2 protein-coding genes are annotated in these 4,038 nt (G+C 76.6%); both read right to left on the minus strand.

All coding sequences use genetic code 11. From position 1 onward, the window contains the following. Nucleotides 1–1,862, minus strand: a 1,862-nt coding sequence (locus ACWEVO_RS31910; RefSeq protein WP_452311170.1) for a hypothetical protein, incomplete at its 3' end; no start/stop codon positions are given. Next, the coding region (locus ACWEVO_RS31915) for a baseplate J/gp47 family protein (protein ID WP_452311171.1) at nucleotides 1,859–4,038 on the minus strand (2,180 nt) is incomplete at its 5' end. The genes ACWEVO_RS31915 and ACWEVO_RS31910, both read right to left, overlap by 4 nt.

Below are 4,038 nucleotides of genomic sequence, written 5' to 3' on the forward strand. Positions count from 1 at the left end.
CTGTCCCCTCCCGACGCGCTTCCGTGCTGGAGGATCCGGGCGGCGGCGGCCCGCCGCATCCGCAGCGGGTCCTCCTGGTCGGCGGCGCCGGTGGTCCGGCCCACCCCAGCGATCTTGCGGACGCCGCGCACGCTGCCGAGCAGCGTGTCGATCCGGGTCGCGTCCAGCTCGCCGACCAGGCCACCGCCGATCCGCCAGGTCGCCGTCACCTCGCCCCGCACCGCCTCGGCACCGAAGCGGAGCACGAGGCGGCCGTCGGCTGCCAGCCGGGTGGTGAACACCGGCGCGGCCGGGTCCCGCCCGAACAGGCTGTCGACCTCGTCGTAGGCCACCCCGCCGACCCGGACGGCGAGACTGTCGGTGACCCGGCCCGCCGGGTCCACGTCGGCGGTGACCGGACCGGGGACGACGGCGCCGCCGTCGGTCACCGTCAGCGGCCCGCCGTGCGTCTCGCCGTGCCGGACCGGGACGAGGTTGGCGGTCGCCGGCGCCTGCGCGGCCGTCCCGGTGAGCCCGTCCGCAAGGACGAGCAACATGCCCCCCACGTCGTCGGTGGTGTCGCCGGCGTCTCGCGAGCAGTCCGCCAGCTCCCAGCCGGCGGTGGTCCGCACGGCGATGTGGGTGGGTACCTCGGCGGGGCGGGGGTGCACCCGCAGCCGGGTCCCGCCGGGGACCAGCGGCGGCAGCTCGTGATGCTGGGCGACGACCCGCTGGTCGACCAGCAGGATCTCGACGTCGTCGTCCTGCTGGCCGGTCGGCAGCGGGTCGGTCAGGTCGATCCGTCCGACATGGTGCTTCGTGCCCGGCGCGACCGACCAGGCCACGCCGCTGACCGACTTGACCGTGGTGACGAACGCGCCGTGCGAGTTGGCGACCAGGATGTTCATGCCGGGGCTCGCCGCGCTCGCGTCGGTTACCAAAAGATGCTTGGTGCCGACCGCTGCGGCCTCGCCCGGGTAGCTGACCGCGGCCGTCGCGGCGGCGCCGGACGAGTTCACGTAGGACAGCTTGCTGAGCCGGTGTGCCAGCGACAGCCGCGCCCGGACCCGGTAGGCGGCGTAGGTGGTGCCGCTCGTCGGGGCCAGCAGCCCGGTGAGCACCCGGTCGGTGGTGACCAGGAAGGCGCCCAGGTCGTCGGACTTCTTCGTCACCGTCACCACCGCGCGCAGCGACACATTGCTGGTGTAGAGGGCGTAGATGACCGACATCCAGCCAAGCCAGCTCCACCAGGTCGACGGCATCGGCACGTACCCCGAGGGTTTCTCGGCGACCAGCGCGACCCGGTCCCCGGCCCCGAAGCCGGGGTCGGTGAGCAGCCGCAGCGCGCGGCCCGGCGGGGGCTGTGGGGCCGGCACGGCGGTGACCGTGAGGTCGGCCCAGTCGGCGCGCAGTCGGGTGTCGGTGACCACCTCGAAGGTCTGCGCCGGGCTGCTGGCCGTGCCCGGCGCCTGCACCCGGGTGCCGGCCGGGACGAGCGGATTCGCGCCGGAGTCCGTCGTGCAGCGGATCCAGCCGTGCGCGGCGGCCCGCTGCGTCGGCCGGTGACCGAGCAGGTCGGCGGTGCGGCGCAGGTCCGTCCAGTCCTGGGCGGTGCCCAGGTAGCGCTCCCCGGCGGTGAGTTCGGTGTACGCGGCGACCGAGTCGGCCACCCGCGACCACAATTCGGCGGCGGTGACGACCATCGGGTCGCCCGCCACGTCCAGCCGCCCGCCCAGCGGGCCGGTGCCGCCCGGCGTCCCGGCGATCCCGGCCAGCAGCGCGTCGCGGAAGTCGGGCCGGTCGGCCAGCCGGCGGCGCAGCCGGGACAGCCCCGGCGGCGGGTCGGGTCGCGGCGTCAGCTCGCGGGGCTCCGGCGCGCTCATCGGCCACCCTCCACGGTCAGCTCGATCCGGCCCCGGTCCGGCGCGGCGACATCGTCGTCGCAGACCGCGATCTCGTCCGGGCCGACCACCAGCACCTCGTGGTAGGTGCCGGCCGGCTCGGACAGCCGGCGGGCCTCCGTCACCCGTACCGCGTCCACACCGGGCACCGCGGCGACGGCCGCGACGACCGCGGACACGTACACCGAGGTGCCGAGCGGGTGCGCGGCCGGCGAGAAGACCGCCCCCGGCCGGCCGGGCCGCAGCGCAGCCAGGATCCGCAGCCGGGCCAGCGCCGGATCGGTCCCCGGGGTCAGGCACACGGTCACCGAGACGAGCAGGCCGACCGGGGTCGCCGCCAGGGTGACAACCTCTGTGCCGGCCATCCGCACCGCGTCCAGCACCTCGCCCACGGCTGCGTCGACCGACGGGTCGGCCACGTCGCTGCCCGTCTCCACGGCCACCAGCCCGACCGGCCAGGAGCCGGACCAGGAGCGACGCGCCGCCGCCCGGGCCACCCCGGGGACCTGGGTGGCGAACGGCGGCAGGTCGCTCACCAGCACCGCCCGCCGGGGCACCGCCGCGTATGCCTGCGGAGCGTCCCGGCGCACGTCGTCGAGCGGCACCGCCGCGGTGCCGCCCACCCCCGGCGTGAGATTGCGCGCGGTGACTCCCGCGCCGGCGTCCGCCCACACGCACGGCTGCCCGGCCGGGGAGGTGGTCCGCACGAGGCGGGTGAGCGTGTTGGCGGCGATCAACCCGTCCGGGCCGGCGCCCACCTCGTAGCGCACCGTCACCGTCGACTCGGCCGGCGGCACCACGCCCAGCACGCCGGTGCGGAACCGCAGCCGGGGCGGGTGGTCGTCGTCGTGGTCGACCACCACACTGAACCCCTCCGCCGTCGCCCGCAGCAGGCTGGTCACCCGGGTGGCCCCGACGGTGACCCCGCTGGGCAGCGCCACCCGGGTGTCCAGCCGCCACGGTCGCCCGCCCGGCGCGCAGGACAGCCCCGCCGCGCCGGCCCGGACGAGCAGGTAGTCCGCGACCCGCTCGCGGGCCGGGTCGGGCCGGCCGCCGGTGAGCGGGTCGAGCGGCGCCACCGCCGCCGGGCCGTCGACCAGCAGGCCGTGGTGGGCGGGCAGGACACCGAGCCGGGCCACGCCAACCCGCGCGGTCCCGCCGGAGTGGTCCACGCTGACCGGCACCGGCCGGGTCAGCGCGTCGGCCGCATCCCAGAACACCCGCACCAGCGGCAGGCCGGGGGAGAGCGGGTCGGTCATCTCGACCGCGTGGGTCACCCGGACCACCTGCGCCGGGTACGAGGCGAGCGGGAGGCGGATCTGCTCGCCGCCGCCGTCGTCCGGCGGCCAGTTGCTGATCCGCCGGGCCCAATCCTGCTGGGCGTCGGCCGCGCCGGGTGCGACCACCTCGAAGGCGAGCAGCGAGCCCACCGGCAGCCAGGTGGCCAGCGGGGTGCCGTCGGCCGGCCGGGGGCGGACGAGCACCGCGCTGGTCGCGCCGGCGGTCAGCACCGCGTCCGCCTCGGTCCAGTCGTACAGCGGCACCTCGGCGTGCGAGGCGAATACGGTGACCGGCCCGGCCGTCTCCAGCGTGAAGTGCGCGGCGTCGGGCGACCGGTCCGGGTCGCCGGCCGCGTCGGTCGCGGTGTCGCCCGGCTGGACGACGAAGCTGCTGTCGGTCGGGCCGGCGTTGGAGTGAGCCCGCCGCACCTGCACGAACGTGGCGGAGCTGATCGCGGGCGGCACGGGGTGGTCGACCAGCCGGGCGTGCCGGGTGACGCTGGCGCGGCGCCGGGCGGTGCCGAGCCAGGACTCGGTGGCGACCCGGTCCAGCCGGTAGTGCAGCAGGTCACCGAGGTGCGCCATGAGTTCGATCAGGGTGACCGTGACGTCTGCCGGGGAGTGGTCGGCGTTCGGAGCGAGCACGTCCAGCCGCTCCAGCAGCATCGCGCGCAGCCCGGCGTAGTCGCGGGCCAGGGTGTCGTAATCGGGCGGGGCGAGCGGGGCCGGCTGCGCCGGGATCCGTACGCAGTCCGGCGCGTCGCCGCACTCCGGGCGCAGCCGTACTGGAAGGTGCCGGCGCACCGGGTTCGCCGCCTTCGTCTTCCTGGCCGCCAGCCCGTGACACGACGGGCCGGTCCGCCACCTCACTGACCGAC

The sequence above is a fragment of the Micromonospora sp. NPDC003776 genome, from assembly GCF_053605645.1.